The sequence below is a fragment of the Actinacidiphila oryziradicis genome, from assembly GCF_005047355.1.
GTDB lineage: Bacteria > Actinomycetota > Actinomycetes > Streptomycetales > Streptomycetaceae > Actinacidiphila > Actinacidiphila oryziradicis.
Genome location: NZ_SUMC01000024.1, coordinates 52,126 through 73,695 on the forward strand (window position 1 = coordinate 52,126; position 21,570 = coordinate 73,695).

The following is a 21,570-nucleotide window of genomic DNA, read 5'->3' on the forward strand; positions in this document are numbered from 1 at the left end:
CAGCGCAGCAGCAGGCCGCGTTCGTCAGGCCTCCACCCGTATGCTCGCGGGGCTGCCGTATCTGCGGCGGTACGCGTGGTTCGGGCTGCCCGCCGCGGACTCCGGGCCGAGCAGCGGCCTCTTCCGCAGCGGCCCGGTTGCCACCGAGGCCGGCCGAGCCTTCCAGGCCGCCCCCTGAGGGGCGATCCGGCGGGCGCCGGGGCCGGGCGGAGCGGCGCGGATCATGCGCCGGTGGGACGGGCCCGTACGTGCATCCGCTCGCCCTGCGCTCCGAACAGGGTGATGAACTCGACCGGCTGTTCTCCGGCGTTGGCGAAGCCGTGGGGGATGCGCGTGTCGAATTCGGCGGCCTCGCCGGCGGTGAGGACAAGGTCGTGCTCGCCCAGGGCGAGGCGCAGCCGGCCGGACAGGACGTACAGCCAGTCGTAACCCTCGTGCGTTGCCTGCTCGGGCCGCCCGGCCGCCCGTTGTCCGGCGGGGATGATCTGCTTATAGGCGTGCAGTCCGCCAAGGTGACGGGTCAGTGGCACGAAGGTCTGGCCGTGCCGGGTGAAGGGGCGCGAGTGGATACGGGGGTCGCCGGTGGCCGGCGCGCCGACCAGTTCGTCCAGTTGCACTCCGTGGGCCTTGGCCAGCGGAAGCAGGAGTTCCAGGGTCGGTTTGCGTTTCCCGGACTCCAGCCGCGAGAGGGTGCTGAGCGAGATGCCGGTCGTTTCACTCAGCTCGGCCAGGGTGGCGCCGCGGTCGCGCCGCAGCGCCCGCAGCCGCGGGCCCACAGCGGTCAGCACGCCGGGAATGTCGTCGTCTGCCATCCCTCTATTTGCTGTCCCGGCAAGAAAGTTTGTCAAGTCGTTGGACACGGGCTGACGATCGCGGATGAACGGAGGCAATCGACAGGACGACACAAACCCAGCAGGCAGCAACCACCGCTTCCACGGACGAGGAGCGGCGCTATGACGTCGTGGTCATCGGGGTGGTGCCGCGGGGCTGAGCGGGGCGCTGACCCTGGCGCGGGCACGACGCTCGGTCCTGGTGACACCCCGCCCCGACCCGTACTCGGCGATACGGGAAGCCGTCCGGGCCGGGCGCCACAGCGAGGCCGCCACCATCGCCGCGGCATGGGAACAGGCCGCCTCGCGGACCGCAGGCCCCGCATCGCCCGAAGCGATTCACTGGGTGAAGTCCGCGCCGACCTGGCCATGCTCGCGGGTGACACCGCGCATGCCTGCGAGCTGTGGATGACCACCGCCACCGTACGGCTCACCAGCGGCCACACTCCGGACGACGAAGCGGTCATCGGCCCGGTCGACCGCGCCCACCACTGCTGGGTGAAGATTACTGACCGGACGAGGGCCGTCAGCCTCGCGGCCGATCTGCTGGAGTTGCGACGTAAGGTCCCCGGAAAACAGTCCCGAGCTCTGGAGCAGCTGCAATACCGCCTGGAAACCCTGCGAGCGGTACGGACCGGATGAGGCCGCGCTCGCCCGGCCACGCGTGAGCGTCGATCGGGATCTCGTTCTGCGTCGGGTCGCCGACCGGACGGACCATTTCAGGCCGGCACGGTCGTTCACGCGTCCGCGGCTCTTGGCCGGGTCAGCGGGCGAGGCGCGGGAAGAGGGCTTCGGCGCTGCCGCGGTTGATCGCTTCGGCCTGGCCGGGGGCGAAACCGGGGTATGTCTCCAGGAAGTGGTTGTAGTAGGTGCCCACATCCTGGGGGGCGAAGGGCCAGTCGCTGCCGTAGAGGACGTGGCCGGGTTCGGCGAAGGCGAGCAGGGCGGGCAGGGCGCTCGGGCTGGCAGACAGCGCGGTGTCGAAGTAGAACCGCTTCAGGTCGCCGATGACGTCCTCGGCGGTGCGGTTCGGGTCGATGACGGCGGGGGTCAGGCCGGAGAACCGGTAGGCGGCGTAGGGGAGGAACCCGCCGCCGTGGGAGAGGATGACCTTCAGGTTCAGGTATCGGCTCATGACGCCGTTGAGGACCATGTTCAGGGCGGTGCGGGTGGTGTCGAAAACGTAGTCGGCCAGGGGCGCCGGCGTGCCGGGCAGCAGTGGCATCGGGGGCTGGGCGGGGTGGATGAATACGACCGTGTGGCGCCGGTCGAGTTCGGCCCACAGCGGCTCGAAGTCCGCGTCGCCCAGGTAGCGGCCGTGGGCGTTGGACATCAGCACGACACCGTCGGCGCCGAGGGTGTCCAGTGCGTAGGTGGCTTCCTCCAGGGCGCCGTCGACGTCCGGCAGCGGGACGCTGGCGAAGGAGCCGATCCGGTCGGGGTGGTCCTTGGCCATCTCGGCTCCGTACTCGTTGACGGCGCGGGCCAGGGTGCGGGCCTCGGCGTCGTCGCCGAGGTGGACGCCGGGCGCGGTGACCGAGAGGACGCCGGTGGCTATGCCCTGCTGGTCCATCATCGTGATCGCGTCGCCCGCGCTCCAGGCCGGGATGGCCCAGCCGCCGGAGTCCATCCCGTGGGCCTCCAGGACCTGCGCCCAGACCGGGGGAACGATGTGCTGGTGGACGTCGATGCGTGCAGGAAAGTTCATTGCTTTCCTTCCTATAAGTTAGCTTGCTAACGACTTTATTTAGTAAGCTAACGGTCATGCGAGAGAGAAGCAAGAGCACTTCGGGTAAGAATAATAAATCGGACATTACGGTTGTCCCGGGAGTCGGGGTGGATGAGCTGGCTCAGGCCGCGGACGCCCTGTTCTACGCGATGCGCCGCGCCCGTGCCTCCGCCGGACAGGCCGGCCCCGGTCTGTCCCTGGCTCAGCTGGCCCTGCTGGACCCGCTGATGGCGGAGGTGGAACTCCCGGTCGGACGGCTGGCCGCCGCCGCGGACGTCAGCGTCCCCACCGCCACCCGCATGCTCCAGCAACTCGAAACCAAGGGCAGCGTGACCCGCCGACGCTCGACCACGGACGAGCGTCAGGTCCTGGTCCGCCTTACCGAAGACGGCGCCGACCAGCTCACGGCCGTACGCACCCGGCTTCGGGAACGCCAGGCCCGGGGCCTGGCGCAGTTCTCGTCCGACGAGCGCATTCAGCTGGCCCGTCAACTGCGCCGCCTGGCCGACGTGATCACCAGCCTGGACCAGTGATGTACGAGCTCGCACGGCCGGAAGCGGCCGGCCGGCGTAGGTCACCCGGCTGGCTTGATTCGGGCCGGTCGCCGACGCCCTGCGCGTAGCCGAGGGAACCGTCCGGGTGGACGGCTGTTGTCACCAGGCCGTTCCAGGCGCTGGCGACGATGGGCCGGTACTGCCCGGCCGTGTCGACCTTCCAGAAGCCGTCCGCGCGACTCTTGGTGTGGGTGTAAAGGCCGTACATGGTGTCCGCGAAGGCGGATTCGCCGCGCAGCACGCCGAGCCGCGCAGCACGCCGAGCCGGGCGGAGGGCGGCATGGCCATCTGGAGAGCGTTGCACCACGTCCAGTCGTCGTATCGGCCGGGGGCGGCGATCATGCGGCGCAGCGATGCCGCGGGTCCCGCCTCACTCGGTGTTCTCCCATGGCCGGCGCTGCCCTGCCCGGCGCCGCTCCCGGCCTCGGTCGTTCAGCGGGCGAGGAGGTCTCGAAGTGCCTTGGCGATGTCGGCGGGAGCTTCTTCGGCCATGAAGTGGCCGCAGGCGACGGAGGTGTGCCGCAGATCCGGTGCCCAGGCGCTCCACAGGGCTGCCGCGTCGAAGCCGAGGGCGGCGCCCCAGTCCTGCTGGAGCACGGTGACCGGCATCCGCAGCCGGTTGCCGGCGTCCCGGTCGGCCTGGTCGTGGTCGATGTCGATGCCGGCGGAGGCGCGGTAGTCGGCCACGATCGAGGGCACCGCGTCGCGGCAGGCGTCCAGGTAGGCGGCGCGGACGTCGGCGCTGATCGCCTGCGGATCATTGGTCCAGATGTCGAGGAAGTGGCCGAAGAAGGTGTCCGGGCCGGCGGCGATCATCTGCTCGGGGAGGCCCGGGGGCTGGGCCATCAGGTAGAGGTGGAAGCCTACGACGGCGGTGACCCCGCGCATCACCTCCCACATGTCCACCGTGGGGAGCACGTCGAGGCAGGCCAGATGAGTGATCGTCCCGGGGTGGTCGAGCCCGGCGCGGAAGGCGACCAGGGCGCCGCGGTCGTGCCCGGCCAGCGCGAAGCGCTCGTGCCCCAGCGTGCGGGCCAGGGCGACGATGTCGGCGGCCATGGTGCGCTTGGCGTAGGCCGTGCCGTCGGTCTCGGCGGGTTTGTCGCTGGCGCCGTAGCCGCGCAGGTCGGGGCAGATCACGGTGTGGTCGGCCGCGAGGTCGGCGGCGACATGCCGCCACATCAGGTGGGTCTGCGGGAAGCCGTGCAACAGCACGATGGGACTGCCCGAGCCGCAGACGGCCGCGTTCAGGGAAACGCCGTCGGCGACGGGGATGCGCTCGTAGGTGAAGCCGGCGATGGCAGGCGCCATGGTTTTGTCCTTCTCCGTAGGTGACCAGGGTGACCGGATGCGTTGAAGCCTGCCGGGCGCGGATGAGCATCGAGTGAGCGCGCTACGGTGACCAGGGGCGATGCCCCCGGAAAGGCTGGTCAAGGGTGCAGGTCGGGTTCGGGGTGCTGGGGCCGGTGGTGGCCTGGGACGGTGCCGGTGGCGCGATCGCGTTGAAGGGGCCGCGGCACCGCGCGGTGCTGGCCCGGCTGATCGTCGCCCGCCGCCACGTCGTCCCGGTCACCCGCCTGGTCGAGGACCTGTGGGCGGATCCGCCCCCGGGCGCGGTGGGCGCGGTGCGCACCTTCGTGGCCGCGCTGCGCCGCGCGCTGGAACCGCAGCGCCCGCCTCGTACTCCGGCCCGGCTGCTGGTCACCGAGGGCCCGGGATACGCGCTGCACGCCGAGCGGGGCGCGGTGGACGCCTGGCGTTTCGAGCAGGCAGTGGCCGCCGCCGCGGCGCTGCCACCCCAGCAGGCACTCGCCCGGCTGGAGGAGGCGCTGGGACGGTGGCGCGGTCCCGCCTACGCCGGGTTCACCGAGGAGTCGTGGGCCCGTGCGGAGCGCTCCCGCCTGGGCGAGCTGCGGCTGCACGCCGTCGAGCGCCAGGCAGAGGCCCGGCTGGGCCTGGGGCTTGCCGCCGAGGCGGTGCCGGATCTGGACGCGCATGTGGCCGAGCACCCTTGGCGCGAGGACGCCTGGCGACTGCTGGCCCTCGCGCTGTACCGCACCGGCCGCCAGGGCGACGCGCTCGCGGTGCTGCGCCGGGCACGAACGCTACTCATCGAGCAGCTGGGGGCGGATCCGGGTCCGGGACTGCGCCGCCTGGAGGCGGACATCCTCGACCACGCCTGCCACCTCGACCCCGAATTGGGGCCGAGCGGCCCGGCGGGGCGGGTGTGGGCGCAGGCGGCCGCCGCCTATGACCGCACCGTGGCATCCGGCGCCCGGGCCCGACTGGAGTCGACGGTAGGCCTGCTGCGCAATCTCGCGGTGACCGGAGGCGGCGGCCTTCAGGCCGCCCGCCAGCACCGCGTGGCGGCCATCACGGCAGCGGAAGAGCTCGGCGACGCGGAACTGACCGCCCGCGTGATCGGCGCCTACGACGTCCCGGCGATCTGGACCCGTGTCGACGACCCACAGCAGGCCGCGCGTGTCGTGGCGGCGGCCGAGCGTACCCTGGCCGCCCTCCCGCCGGGTGCGCACCCGGCCGCGCGGGCCCGCCTGCTGGCCACGATCGCCCTGGAGTCACGCGGCACCGGCTCAGCGCGTGGGCCCCAGGCCGCCGGGCAGGCAGAGCAGACCGCCCGCCGCCTGGACGACCCCGCGCTGCTGGCGTTCGCCCTCAATGGCGTGTTCATGCAGACCTTTCACCGTGCGGGTCTGGCCGCACGCCGGGACGCGATCGGCGCCGAGCTGATCGCCCTGTCCGCCCGGAACGGCCTGGCCACCTACGAGGTGCTCGGACACCTCATCCGGCTCCAGGCCCGCAGCGCGCTCGCGGACTTCCCCGGAGCCGACGGGCACGCGTCCGCCGCAGACCGTCTGGCCGAGCGCCACGAGCTGCCGCTGGTAGGCGTGTTCACCCAGTGGTATGGGGCGCTGCGGCTCGCGGCCACCACGCGGACACCGGCGGCCGAGGCGGAGGCGGCCTACCAGGACGCCGCCGCGCGACTGAACGGCGCCGGCATGCCCGGACTGGAATGCGGGCTGCTGCCGCTCGCCCTGCTGTGCCTGCGCCTGCGGCGCGCCCGGCCCGCCCAAGCCGACGAACGGACCGGTTGGGGGCCCTACGAACCATGGGCCCGCCCGCTGGTGCTGCTGGCCCAGGAACGCCGAGGTGAGGTCACGGCGGCGCTGCGCCGGCTCCCGGACCCACCCCGCGACCTGCTGTTCGAGGCCCTGTGGTGCCTAGCCGCGCGCGCGGCGATCGCCGTCGGCGACCGGGAGACGATGGAGCGCGCCCAGACCGAACTCGCCCCCGCAGCGGCGGAGCTGGCCGGGGCGGGCAGTGGCCTGCTCACCCTCGGTCCGGTCTCGAAGCACCTCGACGACCTCGCTACCGCCCTCCGGCATCCTCGGTGAGCAAATCGCACCGCTCCTCGCCCAGGTCGTGGGCCTTCCACCTCGTGCACCGCCTCCCCGCACGCCGTACTTCGCTCCGCTGCGTGTCCCGTCAGCTCAACCGACAGCGCGGTCAGGAGGTGGCCGCCAGGGCCTCGATCGAGGCGATGGTCTGGTCGAGGACCACGTCGTAGAGGCGGGCGTAAGCGGCCGGCAGTCGCGGCAGCAGCGGTTCGGCGGCCTGCCTCTCCTCCTCGGGGCGGAGCGCCAGCGCTTGCTGCATCGTGGCCACCACCTGCTCTGCGGGGCTCCGGTTCGTCTCGTACGACGCATAACCGATGGTGGTCGAGCCGATCAGGATGACGGCGAGGGCTAGGTTGTCCTCGCTGAGTCCCAGCGGGCGGAGAATCGCGGCCAGCTTGGCCAGCGCCCGCAGTCCCACGGGCTGTTGTGTCGCGGCCATGTAGGGCAGGAGCTGGGAGTAGGGCCGTAGCCGCTCCCGGGCTCTGCGCATCCAGCAGCGCACCTGCTCCTGCCAGGTGTCACCGGTGGGATTGCTCGGCTCCATGTCGGCTATGACCCGGTCGGCCACGGCTTGGAGCAGGGTGTCGCGGTCCGGGAAGTACCGGTAGAGAGCCATCGGGGCGGAGCCGACAGCCTCGGCCACGCGCTTGATGGTCAGCTCGGTGCCGGGTTCACGCTCCAGGAGACGGACGGCGGCCACGATGATCTGCTCGTGCGAGAAACGCGGCGGCCGTCCCCTGCCCCGCCGGGCCGTTCCGCTGGCTGTCTGCGCCATCCGACGCACCCCTTCCCTTCCCCCCCGCAGGCGAGGGCACCAGCCTGCCAGATTGCGCGGCCACTATTTAGTGTACGACGTACGATAATTGTGCCAGACTTACCGCACACAGGCTGGGAGCCCGTCACTCGCAGGTGCACACTGACGCGGCGTGACGCGGCCATGAGAATGGAAACGGAGGCACTCCTGTGCCCGCAGTCACCTCTCCCACCGAGGACGCCGGACGCGCTCACCCGGCGCGTCCCGGCGCCGTCGTAGCCGTGCTGGCCTTCGGCGGCATCGTCGTGTCGGTGATGAACACCCTGGTGGTGCCGCTCATCTCCCAGCTTCCGACGCTGCTGCACGCAACGGCGTCCGACGCCTCCTGGGCGATCACCGCCACGCTGCTCGCCGGAGCCGTCGCCACTCCGGTGGTCGGGCGGCTCGGAGACATGTTCGGCAAGCGGCGGATGCTGCTGCTCAGCGTGTGCGTGCTGGTGGCCGGCTCGATCGTGTGCGCGCTCAGCGGCTCACTGGCGCCGATGGTCGTCGGACGGACGCTGCAGGGCTGCGGCGTCGGCGTCATCCCGCTGGGCATCAGCATCATGCGCGACGAACTGCCGCCCGACAAGATCGGCTCGTCCGTGGCGCTGATGAGTTCGTCTCTTGGAGTGGGCGGTGCCCTGGGTCTGCCCGGCGCGGCGTTGCTCGCGCAGCACGCCGACTGGCATGTGCTGTTCTGGGTGTCGGCGGCCCTGGGCGCCGTGGTGTTCGCCCTGGTGCTGGCATTCGTACCGGAGTCCCGGGTCCGCAGCGGCGGCCGGTTCGATCTGGTGGGCGGCATCGGGCTGTCGGCCGGACTGGTCTGCCTGCTGCTGGCGATCTCCAAGGGCGCCGACTGGGGCTGGACCAGCGGCCGGACCGACGGACTGTTCAGCGCCGCGGTCCTCATCTTCCTGGTGTGGGGGCGGTGGGAGCTGCGGAGCAAGCGGCCGCTGGTGGATCTGCGTACCACCGCGCGCCGTCAAGTGCTGCTGACCAACCTCGCCTCCGTCGTGGTCGGTTTCGCTATGTACGCGATGTCTCTCGTACTGCCGCAGCTGCTGCAGATGCCGAAAGCCACCGGATACGGTCTCGGGCAGACAATGCTGGTGGCGGGTCTGTGCCTCGCCCCGGGCGGCCTGGTGATGATGGTCGTGTCACCGCTCTCCGCATGGATCACAGCGAATTGGGGGCCCAAGTTCTCGCTGATGCTCGGCTCCGCCGTGGTCGCCGCCGGATACGGCCTGAGCGTGGTCTTCATGGACGCGGTTTGGCAGCTCATCGTCGTCGCGACCCTGATCGGCGGGGGGATCGGCCTCGCCTACGGCGCCATGCCCGCGCTCATCATGTCAGCGGTCCCGCAGTCCGAGACCGCCTCCGCCAACGGCCTCAACAGCCTCATGCGGTCCATGGGCACCTCGATCTCCGCTGCGGTGGTGGGCGTCGTCCTGGCACACATGACCACCGCGTTCGGCACCTACTCTCTTCCGTCCCGGGCCGGTTTCCGCACCGCCATGATCATTGGCTGCGGCGCGGCTGCCGCCGCCGTAGTACTCGCGGGATTCCTGCCGAACGGCCGTCCCGTGGCACGTGTCGCGGCGGCGCCGGACGGGCATACCGTGGCGGAGCCGGCCCCCGCCGGCTGACGGCCGGCTCCCGGGGGAACCCAGGTCCCGGCCGTACAGCCGGAGCAGCGGACGGCCGAGGCGGCCGGCGTGCCCGGGCCGCCAGGCCGGGGCCCGGCGGCAACCGAGCCGCCGACGGCCATGGCCATCACCGTCATGGTCAGGGAGCCCAGCGAGCCGATGGAGCCGGCATGCAGCAGATACAGGGCGAGACCGGAGGCCGCCGCCATGGTGGCAATCGCCGCGACCGCCGCTACCGCCCCCTCCAGCGCGTTTCGCAGCGGCTCGTCGGACGCGCGGGCGCCGACTTCGGTCGTAGACATGCCAGGAGACTCCATTCGGTTCCGGAGGCGCATGGGGTGAAGACCGTGCCACCGTTACCGGGAAAGCCTGGCCCTGGTGGTTGACCGGTCCCGGAGAGGTCCTGTGCGTTTCCTGGGAGATCGGCCAAGGAGCCATGGGACATGCCCAGGGCTACGGCGGCGCAGGGCCCGGAACCGGCTCCCGGCTACCAGAACATTCTCAGAAACGCGGCCCCGGCGGCCGGTCGGCGGAATGCCCGAAAGGCCGGCCCGTACGTCTGTGCTGCACGTACGGGCCGGCCTTTCACCGGAATGTCACCCCTCGGGGTGGCTCAGCTCCACGTCGAAGCCCTTGGCCCCGCTGCCCTCGAGCGTGAGGGCCGTGGCCACCGGGGGGTAACCGCTGGCGATGAGCGAGTACGCGCCCGCGTCGAGGTCGGTGAACGCGTACGCGCCGTCCGAGCCGGTGGTGGCGGTGCTGACGACATTCCCGGCCGCGTCGAGCAGGGTGAGCCGGGCATCGGAGAGCGGGCGGTGGTCGGCGCCGGCCCGGACGGTGCCCTGCAGTTGGGCCCCCGCCTGCAGAGTGATCTCCAGCCGGGTGATTCCGGCACCGCCGACCTGGACAAGCCGGGCGGTAGGCCGGCAACCGGTGGCGTTGACCGCGACCGTGAAGTCGCCCGCCGGCAGCTCGGCGAAGGTGAAGCCACCGCCCGGGTCCGTCTTGCCGGTAGCCAGTACCTCGCCCCGGACATCGGTGACCACGACCATCGCGCCCTCGACGGGCAGGTCGTCCAGCGCGCTGGTCACGACGCCGGTGAGCCCACTGCTCACCGACAGCAACACGTCGTACGCCACCGGCTCCCCGCCGACTGTGACGGTGGACGCCTGCGGCTGGCAGCCGTCGGAGGCCGCGATCAGGACGTACGTACCGGAGCCCGGTACGGGGAGGGTGTAGCTGCCGTCGGCCTGGGCGGCGGCCCGGCCGAGCTGCTGTCCGGTGAGGGAGATCAGCGTGAGCGTGGCGGCTGCCACCGGAGCGCCGTCGGAGCCCCGCACGTGGCCGTGGACGGCAACTGAGCCGGCCATCGGGACGCTATCGCCGCCCGATGAGGCAAACATCGCCACCGGTTGCGGCCGCGTGGCTTCGGCGCCCACGCTGACCGGTTCCCGCTCCAGTTCGGGCTCGGGCTCGGGCTGAGACGCGGGCTCTGCCGCCTCGGCGGCGCGCGCCTCCAGCGCGGAGATCTTCCGCAGCGGCACCTCCTTGATGAACAGGATCACCAGGAAGGCGAGGACCATCACGATCGCGGCGAGCAGGAAGACCGTGTGCATGGCGTTCGCGAAGCCCGCTTTGAAGGGTTCGGCCAGGCGCGGATCCAGCTTCTGGATGAAGGAGGAGTCGCTGAGGACGCTGGAGGAAGTGCTGCTGGATCCGCCCGAGTGCTTCAGCATGGTCAGCACCGGCTTGTTCGCCGGGTCCGCCAGGACTGCCGGATCCTTCAGCGCGGCCCTGAAACTCGCGGTGGACGCGGCCGACGCGAATGCGGAGGCGATCTTGCCGGTGACTGTGCTGAAGAGCACCGAGAGGAAGATCGCCGTACCGGCGGTGCCGCCCATCTGCCGGAAGAAGGTGGACGAGGAGGTCGCCACACCCATGTCCTTGAGCGGCACCGCGTTCTGCACCGCCAGGACCAGCGTCTGCATACAGCCGCCCAGGCCCAGGCCGAAGACGGCCATGTAGATCATCGTCTGCCACAGCGGCGTGTCCCACTGGACCCTGAGGTAGAACAGCACCATCGCGGTGACCATCAGGGCGCTGCCGACGATCGGGAAGATCTTGTACCGGCCGGTCTTGGAGGTGACCTGACCGGAGGTGATCGAGGCGATGATCATGCCAGCCATCAATGGCAGCATCTCCAGGCCCGACTTGGTGGCACTGGCGCCCTTGACGATCTGCAGGTACTGCGGGATCACCAGCATGCCGCCGAACATGCCCATACCGATCAGTACCCCGGCCAGGCTGGTCAGGCTGAAGACCGGGATGCGGAACAGGCGCATCGGGATCAGTGCGGCGTCGCCCATCAGGCGCTCGACGAAGATCCAGACGATGATGCCGACCCCGCCGACCGCGTAGCAGGTGAGGGAACGCGTAGAGCCCCAGCCCCAGCCACGGCCCTGCTCGGCGACGAGCAGCAGCGGCACCACACCGATGATGAGAGTGAGCGCACCCCACCAGTCGATGCGGGACACGCGGCGGGTGTGCGGGATGTTGAGCACCTTGGCGACGACGAACAGCGCGATGATGCCGATGGGGACATTGACCAGGAAGACCCAGCGCCAGCCGACGATGCCCAGGATGCTGTTCGTGCCCGCGAGGAAACCGCCGATCAGCGGGCCGCCCACACTGGCGACGCCGAATGTCGCGAGCATGTAGCCCTGGTAGCGGGCGCGTTCGCGGGGCGAGACGATGTCACCGATGATCGCCAGCGCGAGTGACATCAGACCGCCGGCGCCGATGCCCTGGAAGGCCCGGAACCAGGCCAGCTCGGCCATCGAGGTCGAGAAGGTGCACAGCGTGGAGCCGACGATGAAGACGCTGATCGCGCCCAGGAAGTAGGGCTTGCGGCCATGGAGGTCGGACAGCTTGCCGTACAGCGGTGTCGAGATCGTGGAGGTGATCAAATACGCGGTGGTGGCCCAGGCCTGCTGGCTGAGGCCGTGCAGATCGTCCGCGATGGTCCGGATGGATGTACTGACGATGGTCTGGTCGAGCGCGGCCAGGAACATGCCCAGCAACAGGCCGCTAAGGATGGTCAGGATCTGCCGGTGGCTGAGGCCGCCCGGCGAGGTTATCGGTGTGGACCCCGCGCTCTGCGCGGGGGCTGCGTGGCTCATCGTGCTATATCTCCCTGTCCTCCGCCGACACCCCTGAGCGACCTCCTGGGCACTGTCGCGCGTTGTGATGTTCCAGCAAGTCGTCATTGAGATGTGTCAACAGCCGGACGAGCTGGAAGCGGTCCTCGGGCGTCCATCCCTGAAGAATGGCCGCGACTTCGGAGTCCCGCTCATGTCGGTACTGCTCAAGGGCGGCGCACCCGGCTTCGGTGGCGGTCAGCAGTGCGCCACGCCCGTCTTCCGGGTCCGGCCGGCGTTCGATCAGGCCGCGGTTCACCAGGGACCTGGTCCGACGGCTGACCGTCGAAAGATCGAGGAGTGTGTCCGAGGCCAGATCGGTGGCCCGCCGCGGACCGTCCATCACCAGCCGGGCCAGCAGTAGGCGGTCCGCGCCGCCGGATTCGTACTTGGCATGCTGTTTCCAGGCAGAGGCCAGCCGCATGAGCCGTACCATTTCGGCTCCCAGACTGGGGGCGGCCTCCACTGCGGTCAGCGTGCCGGGGCCAGTGCCGGCGGAGGTACGGGGTCCGCTCCCGCGGTCATGGGTTGTTCTCGCGTTGATCGCCTGTCCCCTCTGAAACTTGCTTGGCCCCAGCAAGCATAGGTTAATTGCTTGCCTAGGGCAACTTAATAGCGGGGGTGCGTGGTTGGCGAGCGCGGGTATGCCGTCGACCCGGTGGCGCGGTCGGTCCGTCAGGGCTCGTCCGGTGTTGGGTTCCAGCACGGCAAGCGCTTGCTAGTCGTGCCTCGCGCTGCGGGTCACCGGGCCGGGGGTTCAGGGTGAGAGTTGGCCAGTCGCTGTCCGCCCCAACCGCGGTCGCAGGAATCCGCCTCCCGTATGCAGGGTCACTTTTGACCCGGAACCGTACGCTGCCGTGCACAGCCGCGTTCTGTGGAAGCCGCCGGCGTCGGCGTGTACCGCTTGATCATGTTGCTCTTGCCACTCAGCTACCTGAACTGCTTCCTCCGGGACCCATCCGTCCCAGTATCAGGCTGTCCAGACCAGCGGGGAAACTTCACGGGCGCGGGGACGCAGGGCAGCGTCGTGTACCTGGACACGGTGCTCCTGTAGCGCCGGGGTGCCAGGCCTGGCCGGGCCGCCCTCCGGCTTGGTGACGCAGCAGAGTGTTGCCGGGGTCCGCGCCCACCTGCGGGGATACTGGACCCCATGCGTGTCGACTTCGATCCCGAAAACATGAGCCGCAATGATTTCTACCGTCTGCTGACGTCGGTCGTGGTGCCACGGCCGATCGCGTGGGTGTCCACGGTCTCGGCAGATCGGTTTCAGGCAAACCTTGCCCCGCACAGCTTTTTCACGGTCGCGTGCGTCAGTCCGCCCGTTGTCCAGTTCACCTCCGTCGGGCGGAAGGACTCGCTGCGCAATATCGAGGACACCGGTGAATTCGTTGTCAACCTGGCGCCGGAGCATCTCTTCGAGCACATCAACGCGACCGCCACCGACTTCCCGCCCGGTGTGAGCGAATTCGACGCGGTCGGTATCGCCCGCGAGCCGAGCCGGCTGGTGAAGCCGCCGAGAGTGGCGGCGTCACCGGTCGTGCTGGAGTGCGAGCTGCACAGCACGGTACGGCTCGGTGACTCCACTGTCGTTTTCGGACGGGTGGTGTACGCCGCGGTCTCCGAGGCCGTAATGGCCGACGGGCTTCCCGACGTACGCAAGCTCCGGCCGCTGTCCCGCCTCGGAAAGGACGAGTGGGGCACGATCGGCGAAGTACTGGAGATCTCCCGGATCCGGTACGAGGACTGGCAGGACCGCTAGGTTCCGCCGCGGCCCTGTGCCGGACTCTGCCCGGGCCTAGCCCAGCCGGACGTTGTGCAGCAGAAGCAGCGCCGCCGCCATGTTGGCGGCCGGGACGTCACCGCGGGCGACCATGTCCGGGACGGATTTGAGCGGCACCCATTCGCGCCGGTCGGACTCGAAGTCGTCGACCGGGGGACCGTCGTAATCGGCCCGCTCGGCCCAGTAGATGTGGTGGGTGGCGTCGGTGAGCCCGTTGGAGGGTTCGAGGGTGAGCAGATGGCGGAGGGGGCCGGGTCGCCAGCCGGTCTCCTCGAACATCTCGCGGGCGGCGGCGGCGGCGATGTCCTCGCCGTCCTCGACGATCGCCGCCGCGAGCGACGAGGCGTGCTCGGCCTGGCCGCGGCGGAGCTCGACATGGACCAGCACGGCCAGCCGGTGCACCCGCCCGCGCGGGTGGGTGGGCAGGCCTGCGGCGTGGTCGGCGTACTCGTGGGCGGACCGCAGCTGGCCCAGGCTGAGAAACGCCTCCGCCAGCTGTACGTCGACCAGCCCCGGCTGGACGTAGCCGGTCTCGGCCGGCTCCTCCTCCGCGCGGATGCGTCCCTCCGCCGCCTCGGCCAGCCGGGCGCAGCGCATGACGCCGGCCGGATCGCCGAGATGTCCGTAGGTCTTCGCCTGCATCGCGTACAGGTCGGCGGCGAGCGCCGGGGTGACGTGGGAGCCGGCCGTACGCAGCGCGGCCTCGGCGAAGGCCACCGCCGCCCGGAAGTCGCCCAGCCACAGCGACTGGTAGACGAGCATGCCGACCACGCAGGCGCCCAGCCGCCGGTCGCCCGAGGCCTTCGCCAGCCGCAGAGCCTGGTGGAAGTAGCGCTGGGCCAGACCGTACGCGTCCGCGTCATAGGCGCAGATGCCGGCGATCCCCACCAGGCCGCCGACCGCCCGGTGCAGATGGCGGCCGACCGCGTCGCCGTAGTGGCCGCGCAGCAGGGGCGCGGCCTCGGCGTTCAGGAAACGGATGATCCGCTCGCGGGTCGCGACCCCGCCCGCGCTGCGGTAGAGCCCCTCGAAATGCGCGCGGGCGGCCCGCAGCATCGCCACGTCGGCCATCCCCACCTGGTCGCGGCCACGTCGTGAGACATCGGTGTCCTCGGGCGGGTTCTCCCACTCCCACACCGGGATCACGGCGTCGGTGCCGGTGAGAGGGGCGGCCTTGCGGACCCCGGGGCGGCGCTTGAGGTCCGAGCGCCACAGGGCGGTGGCGGTGTCGACGAAGCCGGACAGCGGTGTGCCGGCCGGTGGCACGGTGCCGGGAGCGCGCATCCCGATGTCGCCGAGCGTGAGCGGCCGCCGGACCGCGCTGCCGAGGACCTCGCAGATCAGATCGGGCACCCGGCCCCGTGGCCGCTGTCCGCTGATCCACCGGGTGACCGCGGTACGGTCGTAGCCGAGCACCAGGCCGCGGGAACGGCCGGCGGCGTTGACCCGGGCGGCCAGCCCGGAGTGGGAGAGGCCGGCCTCCGCGAGCAGCGCGTCGAGCAGGATGTTGGGTTCCATGGCGGACCCCCTGAGTAGGACAAGGGCAGCGTAGTCCCCCCGTATTCACACGGGTTGCGATCCGCTCGCCCAACTCCAGGTGGCGCACACGCTCCCGCGCACATGCCAGAAGTACTTGACTGGAGCCCCATCCACAAGAGAAAAGCCCGGAGCAGGACATGACGGAGCACCAGCACGTGACAGCCAACGCGGACCTGACTGAGCTGCGCCGCAGCCTCGACGTGGGTCTCACCCGTATGGACGGCCGGCTCGCCCTGCTGCTGCACCGCGGCGAGCAGACCGAGAAGGATCTCGAAGACCTCGAGACCCGGGTGAGCGGGATCGAGCGTGGCCGCTGGCCCCTGCCGGGCGTGGCCGCCCTCACCGCCTTATGCGCCCTCGCCGTCAGTGTGTGGCAGGCGATCGGCCACTACTGAGGGCGGCTGCCACGCGGCGCCTCATCAGATACCGCCCCACACCTCTTCGGCGGTCTCCACGATCAGCCGCAGCTTCGCGGCCTGCTCCTCGTACGTCAGGGCGTTGCCCTCCGAGGTCGAGGAGAAGCCGCACTGCGGCGAGAGGCAGAGCTGGTCGATGTCGACATAGCGGCTGGCCTCCTCGATCCGGCGCTTGAGGGCGTCCTTGTCCTCCAGCGTGCCCCGCTTCGTCGTGACCAGGCCCAGGACCACGGTTTTGCCCGGCGGCACGAAGCGCAGCGGTTCGAACCCGCCGGAACGGTCGTCGTCGTACTCCAGGAAGAAGCCGTCGACCTCCAGCTGGGTGAACAGGGCCTCCGCGACGAAGTCGTATCCGCCCTCGGCCGCCCACGACGACCGGAAGTTGCCCCGGCACATATGAGTGGTGACAGTCATGCCGTCCGGGCGGCCGGCCAGGGCCGCGTTGATCTGGCGGATGTACCGCTCGTGCTGGTGCTCGGGGTCGCCGCCCTGCCCGGCGACGAGTTCCCGCTGCCGGGGATCGTTGAGATAGGCGAGGCTCGTGTCGTCGAACTGGAGGTATGTGCAGCCGAGGTCGGCCAGCCGCCGCAGCTCCTCGGCGTAGGCGGCGCTCAGGTCGTCCCAGAAGGGCCCGAGGCCGGGGTAGACGTCCGGGTCGATCGCGGCCCGGCCCCCGCGGTAATGGACCATGCTCGGCGAGGGGATGGTGAGCTTGGGCACCGCTGTGGTCACGGAGTCCCGCAGGAAGCGGAAGGCGTCGGCGAAGATGGTCTCGCGCAGCGATATCCGGTCATGGACACGAAGCGCCGCGGAGGAGAAGTCGAGCTCGCCTCCCTCGTTGTAGAAGTGCACGGCGAGTTTCTCGTCCGTCGGCCGGACGCCGCCCAGCCGGTAGATGAAGTCCATATGCCACGAGGCGCGCCGGAATTCGCCGTCCGTCGCCGCCCGCAGCCCGGTCTCCTCCTGCATCCGTACCACTTCGCGCACCGCCTCGTCCTCGACGGCCCGCAGCTGCTCGTCGGTGACCGTCCCCTTCGCCTGCTCCTCGCGAGCGCGCAGCAGGCGCTGCGGACGGAGCAGACTGCCGACATGGTCGGCGCGGAACGGCGGCCGGGTACGCACGGACATGGGCACTCCCCGAATTGGTGGCGGCTACGTCAGGTGGCGTGCCTGCGACGCTAGGCGCCCCCGTCCGGCGCCGTCAACGGGAGAGGCGCGGAGCGGGGGTACCCTCTGCGGAGTCACTTGAAAGATGTACGAGGAAGCAAAGCTGGCAGTGGATACCGCGAAGAGCACCGCCGACGACGCCGCCCCCGCGGAGGACGACCCCGCCATACCCACGCGCGCCGGCTGGCGCCAGTGGCTGATGGACACCACACCGCTGCGGCACCCGGCCTACCGCCGGTTGTGGTCCTCGACCACGATCACTTCGGTCGGCAGCCAGCTCACCGCGGTGGCCGTTCCCAAGCAGGTCTACGACATCACCGGCTCCTCGGCCTGGGTCGGCTACGCCAGCGTCGCGGGCCTGATCCCACTGGTGGTCTTCGCCCTGTGGGGCGGCGCGGTCGCGGACAGCGTGGACCGGCGCAAGCTGATGCTCACCACCAACATCGGCATCGCCGTTACCTCGCTGCTCTTCTGGGCGCAGGCCTTCGCGGGCGCGCAGTCGGTGGTCCTGCTCATGGTCCTGCTCGCCCTCCAGCAAGCGATGGCCGGCATGAACTTCCCCGCCCGCAGCGCCTCCATCGCCCGCCTCGTCCCCGCCGCCGAGCTCCCCGCCGCGAACGCGTTGGGCTCCACCGTCATGCAGACCGGGCAGATCGTCGGCCCGCTGCTGGCCGGCGCGTTCATACCGGTCATCGGGCTGCCCGCGCTATATCTGATCGATTCCGTGGCCCTCTGCGTCACCATATGGGCCGTCTGGAAGCTTCCCCCGCTGCCGCCCCTGACCGGCCTGGCCACCCGGCGGGCCGGGTGGCGTGAGGTGGCCGCCGGCTTCCGCTACATCACAGCCCACCGGATCCTGCTGCTCTCCTTCCTCGCCGACATCGTCGCCATGGTGTTCGGCATGCCCCGGGCACTGTTCCCGCAGCTCGCGCACACCACCTACGCCCCCTGGGGCGAGGGCTTCGCGCTCGGCCTGCTCTTCGCGGCCATTCCCATCGGCGCGGTGGCCGGCGGTCTGCTCTCCGGGACCTTCTCCCGGGCCCGGCGGCACGGCCTCATGGTCACCGTCGCGGTCGTGGGCTGGGGGGCGGCCATCACCGGATTCGGGCTCAGCGCGAGTCTGTGGTGGGCCACGGGCTTCCTGGCGCTGGCGGGCGTGGCCGACATGGTCTCCATGGTTTTCCGCAGCGCCATCCTGCAGTCTGTCGCCACGGACGAGATGCGCGGCCGTATGCAGGGCGTCTTCACCGTCGTCGTGGCGGGGGGACCGCGTTTCGCCGACCTTCTCCACGGCGTGACCGGCTCCGCCCTCGGCACCCGGACCGCTGTCACGGCGGGCGGCCTGCTGGTGGTCGTGGTGACCCTGGTGCTGGCGGCGGCGGTGCCGGAGTTCAGACGCTACCGGGCGTGACCGGCCGCCCCTCCAGGACCTGGGCGCGGCACTCGGACGGCGTGCCCCACGCGTTGCGCAGGGCGCGGGCCTTGAGTATCCAGAGCGACAGGTCGTACTCGGCGGTGTAGCCGATCGCTCCGTGCAGCTGCAGCGCGGTCCGTGCGGCGGCGTACGCGGCCTCGCCACAGGCGGCCTTCGCGGCGGCGATGTCGGGCCCGGACAGGGTCAGTGCGGCACCGTAGAGCAGCGGCCCGGCGAATTCCAGGGCGATGAGAGTGTCGGCCAGCCGGTGTTTGACGGCCTGGAAGGAACCGACGGGGACACCGAACTGGGCGCGCTGCTTCGTGTACGCCACTGTGCGCTCCAGGAGCGCGAGGCCGGTGCCGAGGGCCTGGGCTGCGGTCGCGAGCGTGGCCCAACGGCCGGCGTGCGCCGCGGCGTGGCGCACAGCGGGGCCGGTGGCGAGGAGGGTGCCGCCGAGCGGCCGGGCGAGGCGGCGGGCGGGGTCGAAGGAGGGCTGGACGGGCCCGAGCCCCTCGGCGAGCAGGAGGCGGTCGCCGTCGGTGAACAGCACGGCGTGGGCGCAGTCGCCGTCCACGGCGTACGGGCCCGAAGCCGGCAAGGACAGGGACAGGCAGCACTCGCCGGAGGCGATGCCGGGCAGCCACCGTTTGGCGAGCGGCGGGTCGCCGAGCCGGTCGAGGAGCGCGGCGGCAGCCACCGTCTCGGCGAGCGGCCCCGGCACGGCGTGGCGGCCGAGTTCGGTGAACGCGGCGGCGGTTTCGACGGGGAGAGGCCCCAGACCCTCGTACTCCTGCGGTACGGCGATGGCGAGGACCCCGGCCTCGGCCAGCCGGGCCCACAGCACGCGGCCGGGAACGGGATCGCCCGCTGACCAGGCCCGCACGGCGGCAGGCGTATCCGCCGAGGCGAGCATCCGGTCGAGGGTTCGGGCGAACTCCGACTGCTCCTCGTTCAGCACGAACTTCATGAAGCTGTCCCCTCTCCGGGAGCCGGGGCGCACGGTCCGCCCTGAGGGAGGTTCCGCGTCACCGGCGCCCCTTGGGGAGGCCGAGCAGCCGCTCGGCGATGATGTCCCGCTGGATCTCGTTCGTACCGGCGTACACCGGCCCGGCGAGGGAGAAGAGATACCCCTGCGCCCACTCCCCGTCGGACAGTTCGCCCAGCGGACCGAGCAGGTCCAGCGCGGTCTCGTGGAGGGCGATGTCCAGCTCGGACCAGAAGACCTTGTTGAGGCTGGCCTCGGCCCCGGCCGGCCCGCCCCGGTCGGTCCGGGAGGCCTGGGCGTAGGCCGACAGCTGATAGGCGCGGGCGCCGGTCACCGCGTCGGCCACCCGGTCGCGCAGTGCCGTGTCGGCCGGGTCGGCGTGCTCGCGCCACAGCGAGGTGAGCCGGTTGGCGGCGGCGGTGAAGCGGCCGGGGCTCCGCAGGGCCAGACCACGTTCGTTGCCGGCGGTGCTCATGGCGACGCGCCAGCCGTTCCCGGGCTCGCCGATGACGTCCTCGTCGGGTACGAAGACATCGTCGAGGAAGATCTCGGCGAAGGCGGGCTTGCCGTCGAGCCGCCCGATGGGCCGTACCGTCAGCGCCTCGGCGCTCAGCGGGAACATCAGATACGTCAGTCCGTGGTGCGGCTTCGACGTGCCGGGGCGGCCGGGATCGCTGCGGAAGAGCCCGAAGGCGCGGTCGGCGAAGGCTGCCCGCGACGACCAGGTCTTCTGGCCGTTGAGCAGCCAGCCGCCCTCGGCGCGGCTCGCGGTGGAGCGGAGCGAGGCGAGGTCGGAGCCCGCTTCCGGCTCCGACCAGGCCTGCGCCCAGATCACCTCGCCGCGCGCCATCGGCGGCAGGACCCGGGCGAGCTGTTCGGGTGTGCCGTGCTCGAAGAGGGTGGGGGCGAGCAGGTTGATGCCGTTCTGGCTGACGCGGCCGGGCGCTCCGGCGGCGTAGTACTCCTCCTCGAAGACGAGCCACCGCAAGGTGGTCGCGCCCCGGCCGCCGTACTCCTCGGGCCAGGAGACCACCGACCAGCGGTCCGCTGCCAGCTCCCGTTCCCAGGCGCGGTGGGCCGCGAAGCCCTCCGCCGTCTCCAGCGACGGCAGACCGGCCGCGGGCACATGAGTGGTGAGCCAGGCCCGGGCCTGTTCCCGGAAGGCGTCGTCCTCGGGGGAGAAGCGCAGATCCATCAGCGGCCCGCCTCTCTCATGGCGGCGATGTCCATGCCGCCGAGCGAGTCGGCGGCGGTCTCGGCGTTGTGCGCGTGGGCCAGATGGTGGAGCCCGAATACGGAATCGAGCCCGGCGTGCAGCCCCATGAGGTCCTCGGCCTGGTTGACGGCCCGCTTGGTCAGGGCCAGTCCCATACGGGGCATCTCGGCGATCCGCAGTGCCAGCGCCATGGTCTCCTGGGCGAGGGTGGCGCGCGGCACGATCCGGTTGGCCATGCCGATCTCGTAAGCGCGCTGCGCTGTCATCCGGTCCCCGGTGTAGAGGAACTCCTTGGCGACCCGCGGCGGCATCACCCAGGGGTGGGCGAAGTACTCCACGCCGGGGATGCCCATGCGCACCACGGGGTCGGCGAAGAAGGCGTCATCGGAGGCGACGATGAGGTCGCAGACCCAGGCGAGCATCAGTCCGCCGGCCACGCAGGCGCCCTGCACACTGGCGATCACCGGCTTGGGCAGTTCACGCCAGCGCCGGCACATCCCCAGGTAGACCTCGGACTCGCGGGCGAAGCGGCTCTCCGCGCCGCTTCTGTCGCTGTGGTCCCACCACAGCCCGGCCCTTCGCTCGAACGGCAGATGCGCGTCGCGTTCCGGGGTGCCGATGTCGTGCCCGGCCGAGAAGTGCGGGCCCGCTCCGGCCAGCACGATCACCTTGATGTCGTTGTCCTCGGCCGCTCGGTAGAAGGCCCGGTCCAGGGCATAGGTCATGGCGGAGTTCTGGGCGTTGCGGTATTCGGGCCGGTTCATGGTGATGACGGCGACGGGGCCCTGCGGCTCGTAGCGAACCGGTTCCTCCGGCCTGCCCGGCCCGTCTGGCTGATCCGGCTCGTCCATGCGCGACTCCCTTCCCTAACAAGTGTTTGGT

20 protein-coding genes are annotated in these 21,570 nt (G+C 70.9%); 8 read left to right on the forward strand and 12 right to left on the reverse strand.

Annotation, left to right across the window (positions count from 1 at the left end; all coding sequences use genetic code 11):
- Window positions 1-40: 40 nt before the first annotated feature.
- Window positions 41-178, forward strand: coding sequence for a hypothetical protein (locus tag FCI23_RS60005; protein ID WP_246143933.1), 138 nt, complete (start codon window positions 41-43; stop codon window positions 176-178).
- Between the two features lie 43 nt (window positions 179-221).
- On the opposite strand, the gene FCI23_RS24000 is transcribed toward FCI23_RS60005, so the two are convergent.
- Window positions 222-812, reverse strand: a complete 591-nt coding sequence (locus FCI23_RS24000; RefSeq protein WP_136725996.1) for a helix-turn-helix domain-containing protein — start codon at window positions 810-812, stop codon at window positions 222-224.
- A 306-nt stretch (window positions 813-1,118) separates the two neighbouring features.
- On the opposite strand from FCI23_RS24000, the gene FCI23_RS24005 reads away from it, so the two are divergent.
- A complete protein-coding gene (locus FCI23_RS24005; protein WP_136725997.1) occupies window positions 1,119-1,472 on the forward strand; it encodes a hypothetical protein in 354 nt (117 codons plus the stop codon).
- A 121-nt stretch (window positions 1,473-1,593) separates the two neighbouring features.
- Here the strand turns inward: FCI23_RS24005 and FCI23_RS24010 are convergent, their stop codons facing one another.
- A complete protein-coding gene (locus FCI23_RS24010; protein WP_136725998.1) occupies window positions 1,594-2,538 on the reverse strand; it encodes an amidohydrolase family protein in 945 nt (314 codons plus the stop codon).
- 128 nt (window positions 2,539-2,666) lie between these two features.
- On the opposite strand from FCI23_RS24010, the gene FCI23_RS24015 reads away from it, so the two are divergent.
- Window positions 2,667-3,092: a MarR family winged helix-turn-helix transcriptional regulator gene (locus FCI23_RS24015; protein WP_322973886.1), complete on the forward strand. Its 426-nt coding sequence runs from the start codon at window positions 2,667-2,669 to the stop codon at window positions 3,090-3,092.
- On the opposite strand, the gene FCI23_RS58355 is transcribed toward FCI23_RS24015, so the two are convergent.
- Both FCI23_RS58355 and FCI23_RS24025 read right to left on the reverse strand, forming a co-directional pair.
- Complete coding sequence (locus tag FCI23_RS58355; protein WP_211265458.1) at window positions 3,073-3,420, reverse strand: hypothetical protein; 348 nt, start codon at window positions 3,418-3,420, stop codon at window positions 3,073-3,075. The genes FCI23_RS24015 and FCI23_RS58355 overlap by 20 nt on opposite strands.
- 125 nt (window positions 3,421-3,545) lie before the next feature.
- Window positions 3,546-4,424: an alpha/beta fold hydrolase gene (locus FCI23_RS24025; RefSeq protein WP_136726000.1), complete on the reverse strand. Its 879-nt coding sequence runs from the start codon at window positions 4,422-4,424 to the stop codon at window positions 3,546-3,548.
- 125 nt (window positions 4,425-4,549) lie between these two features.
- On the opposite strand from FCI23_RS24025, the gene FCI23_RS24030 reads away from it, so the two are divergent.
- Entirely contained in the window at window positions 4,550-6,526 is a 1,977-nt protein-coding gene (locus FCI23_RS24030) for an AfsR/SARP family transcriptional regulator (protein WP_136726001.1), read from the forward strand.
- 112 nt (window positions 6,527-6,638) lie between these two features.
- On the opposite strand, the gene FCI23_RS24035 is transcribed toward FCI23_RS24030, so the two are convergent.
- Window positions 6,639-7,304 carry a TetR/AcrR family transcriptional regulator gene (locus FCI23_RS24035; RefSeq protein WP_136726002.1) on the reverse strand — a complete coding sequence of 222 codons (666 nt, stop codon included), beginning with the start codon at window positions 7,302-7,304 and terminating at the stop codon, window positions 6,639-6,641.
- A gap of 293 nt (window positions 7,305-7,597) precedes the next feature.
- Here FCI23_RS24035 and FCI23_RS24040 point away from each other — a divergent pair, with 293 nt between their 5' ends.
- A complete protein-coding gene (locus tag FCI23_RS24040) occupies window positions 7,598-8,971 on the forward strand; it encodes an MFS transporter (protein WP_407646018.1) in 1,374 nt (457 codons plus the stop codon).
- Window positions 8,972-9,567: 596 nt separating this feature from the next.
- Here FCI23_RS24040 and FCI23_RS24045 read toward each other — a convergent pair.
- Both FCI23_RS24045 and FCI23_RS24050 read right to left on the reverse strand, forming a co-directional pair.
- Complete coding sequence (locus tag FCI23_RS24045; protein WP_136726004.1) at window positions 9,568-12,150, reverse strand: MFS transporter; 2,583 nt, start codon at window positions 12,148-12,150, stop codon at window positions 9,568-9,570.
- Between the two features lie 4 nt (window positions 12,151-12,154).
- Window positions 12,155-12,592: a MarR family winged helix-turn-helix transcriptional regulator gene (locus FCI23_RS24050; RefSeq protein WP_246143934.1), complete on the reverse strand. Its 438-nt coding sequence runs from the start codon at window positions 12,590-12,592 to the stop codon at window positions 12,155-12,157.
- 726 nt (window positions 12,593-13,318) lie between these two features.
- Between FCI23_RS24050 and FCI23_RS24055 the strand changes: the two genes are divergently transcribed.
- Window positions 13,319-13,927, forward strand: a complete 609-nt coding sequence (locus tag FCI23_RS24055) for a flavin reductase family protein (RefSeq protein WP_136726006.1) — start codon at window positions 13,319-13,321, stop codon at window positions 13,925-13,927.
- A 36-nt stretch (window positions 13,928-13,963) separates the two neighbouring features.
- On the opposite strand, the gene FCI23_RS24060 is transcribed toward FCI23_RS24055, so the two are convergent.
- Window positions 13,964-15,466, reverse strand: coding sequence for an NUDIX hydrolase (locus FCI23_RS24060; RefSeq protein WP_136726007.1), 1,503 nt, complete (start codon window positions 15,464-15,466; stop codon window positions 13,964-13,966).
- A gap of 158 nt (window positions 15,467-15,624) precedes the next feature.
- On the opposite strand from FCI23_RS24060, the gene FCI23_RS24065 reads away from it, so the two are divergent.
- Window positions 15,625-15,882, forward strand: coding sequence for a hypothetical protein (locus FCI23_RS24065; RefSeq protein ID WP_136726008.1), 258 nt, complete (start codon window positions 15,625-15,627; stop codon window positions 15,880-15,882).
- Window positions 15,883-15,906: 24 nt separating this feature from the next.
- Here FCI23_RS24065 and FCI23_RS24070 read toward each other — a convergent pair whose 3' ends face one another.
- On the reverse strand, window positions 15,907-17,031 hold the full coding sequence (locus tag FCI23_RS24070) for a 5-methyltetrahydropteroyltriglutamate--homocysteine S-methyltransferase (protein ID WP_136726009.1): 1,125 nt from the start codon (window positions 17,029-17,031) through the stop codon (window positions 15,907-15,909).
- A gap of 124 nt (window positions 17,032-17,155) precedes the next feature.
- On the opposite strand from FCI23_RS24070, the gene FCI23_RS24075 reads away from it, so the two are divergent.
- Entirely contained in the window at window positions 17,156-18,481 is a 1,326-nt protein-coding gene (locus FCI23_RS24075; protein ID WP_136726010.1) for an MFS transporter, read from the forward strand.
- On the opposite strand, the gene FCI23_RS24080 is transcribed toward FCI23_RS24075, so the two are convergent.
- Genes FCI23_RS24080 through FCI23_RS24090 form a run of 3 tightly spaced genes read right to left on the reverse strand, consistent with a single transcriptional unit; the run spans window position 18,462 to window position 21,539 of the window.
- Window positions 18,462-19,454 (reverse strand): acyl-CoA dehydrogenase family protein, encoded by a 993-nt coding sequence (locus tag FCI23_RS24080; RefSeq protein ID WP_136726011.1) that lies wholly within the window; start codon window positions 19,452-19,454, stop codon window positions 18,462-18,464. The two genes, FCI23_RS24075 and FCI23_RS24080, sit on opposite strands and share 20 nt — an antisense overlap.
- 58 nt (window positions 19,455-19,512) lie before the next feature.
- On the reverse strand, window positions 19,513-20,667 hold the full coding sequence (locus FCI23_RS24085) for an acyl-CoA dehydrogenase family protein (protein WP_136726012.1): 1,155 nt from the start codon (window positions 20,665-20,667) through the stop codon (window positions 19,513-19,515).
- Window positions 20,667-21,539 carry an enoyl-CoA hydratase gene (locus tag FCI23_RS24090; RefSeq protein ID WP_136726013.1) on the reverse strand — a complete coding sequence of 291 codons (873 nt, stop codon included), beginning with the start codon at window positions 21,537-21,539 and terminating at the stop codon, window positions 20,667-20,669. Before FCI23_RS24090 ends, FCI23_RS24085 begins: the two co-directional genes overlap by 1 nt.
- Between the last annotated feature and the right edge of the window lie 31 nt (window positions 21,540-21,570).